This is a genomic window from Nocardia sp. NPDC101769, assembly GCF_044766925.1.
Taxonomy (GTDB): domain Bacteria; phylum Actinomycetota; class Actinomycetes; order Mycobacteriales; family Mycobacteriaceae; genus Nocardia.
On sequence record NZ_JBIWMX010000138.1, the window covers coordinates 1 to 1572 of the forward strand.

Sequence of the window (1572 nt, forward strand, 5' to 3'; positions counted from 1 at the left end):
TGGGCGTTCTCTGCTCGGCCGAGGATGTCGGGGGTGAGCGCGCCCGGGGTGTAGGTCTGGTTTGTCACGGTCGGGACTGCTGTGCTGTGGGTGGCCTGCTGCGGCGTCGCCGCTGCGTCGCAGCCGGTCAGTACCGATACGGATGCGAGGACGGAGAGGAGGAGACGGTACGAGTGTGCGTACATGGGTTCTGCCTTGGTGGATTAGGACTGGGTATGGAAGGCACGAGAGCCGAAGCCACGGTTCAACGCAGGCTGTGGCTGTCAGCCCAGGCGGAGACGGCGGCGGCGATTTCGGTCGGACGGTCCTCGGGCGCGTGGTGTTCGGCCTTACCGCAGTCGACGATCTCCAGCGACGCGATGTGGCGTGCGCTCTGACGGGCTACTTTTCTGGTGGCCAGCCCAAAATCCCGAAATCCGGCGCTAACGAGTTACCGCGCATAGGTACTACTATGTGCGGTAACTCCGGTGACGACCTGGGGAAACGGTCCGCGCTGAGGCTCGGTGACTCCGCAAACTATCTGCGGTAGCGGCTTACCGCCGGATTTGGCGGACTTGGACCTCACGGGCCGCAACACAGGCCCCTTTTGGACACGTGACCATTCATGCCAGGACCGCCGTTCTCGTGCCATCACGGCACGGCACCGTAGTCTGGCGCGCGGTACTGGCTACGTTCTCGAGCGGATAGCCGAGTGGGCGCCGATACCGGCTGGATCAGTAGCCGTCTCGTCGTCCTCGTGGCTGTCTGGACCGCCCAGCGCTGGCGGTCCTGAATCGGTTGCTGCCCTGTTGAGCCCAGGGCTGTTGCCGTGCACGCAAGTGCTCGAAAGGGGCGGCGCGACACCCCTGCAGACGGAAACGTCCTGTCCCGCCGCCCTTGCGGGCCTGTGATCAGTACTCGAATGTCCTTGACGACATAGCCGCTGGCGCCGGCGAGGATGGCGTCGAGCATGGCCTGCTCGTCGGTGAACGAGGTCAGGATCAGACACCGCAGCCCGTCCATGTGGGAGAGAGATTCCTTCACTGGTCGGAAGGAGCGCTGAGCAGCGTCTCCAGACCTTGGACGAACGTTCGGCCTGAGGGTCGCCACGGCCGCCTGACGGCGTCATCAGCCGGTCGAGCAACTCGGCCACGCTGGTGATCGCCGGCTGGGCGACCTCACGGCCGCGATCGGTGAGAGACAGCCGAACGGCAGGAGGATCAGCGGGTCGCGGTCACGCCGTATCAGACCGCCTGCGTCGAGAGCACGGGCCGGCTCGGACGTATACAGCGCCGCCGGGCCGGTGTGATCGGCGGGTTCTCGCGTGTCCCACGCCGACCGGCTCAGGCGGCCGCGAGTTCCTCGGCGATGCGGGCGGTGACAGTGCTGAGCACCCGGGCCGCGACGGCCAGCTCCTCCGGCGCGACGGCACCGTATGCGCGAGCGATGATCTCGCCCGAGACGGCCCGGATCCGGCCGACCGTCTCGCTGCCGGTGGCGGTGACCTCGATCCGGCCGCCGTCGCGGCGCAGCAGGCCGGCCGCGACGAGTGCGGTCAGTGCGGCTTCGACGTCGGCGGTGGCGAACTGGGTC

The 1572-nt window shown here is 67.4% G+C and carries 2 protein-coding genes and 1 pseudogene; all 3 read right to left on the reverse strand.

Annotated features, from left to right (window positions below):
* The coding region (locus ACIRRA_RS45985) for a hypothetical protein (protein ID WP_402782476.1) at positions 1-185 on the reverse strand (185 nt) is incomplete at its 3' end.
* A gap of 712 nt (positions 186-897) precedes the next feature.
* Positions 898-1020, reverse strand: a pseudogene (locus tag ACIRRA_RS45990) (DNA-binding response regulator); the annotation flags it as partial.
* Between the two features lie 302 nt (positions 1021-1322).
* A partial coding sequence (locus ACIRRA_RS45995) for a hypothetical protein (protein WP_402782479.1) occupies positions 1323-1572 on the reverse strand: 250 nt, incomplete at its 5' end.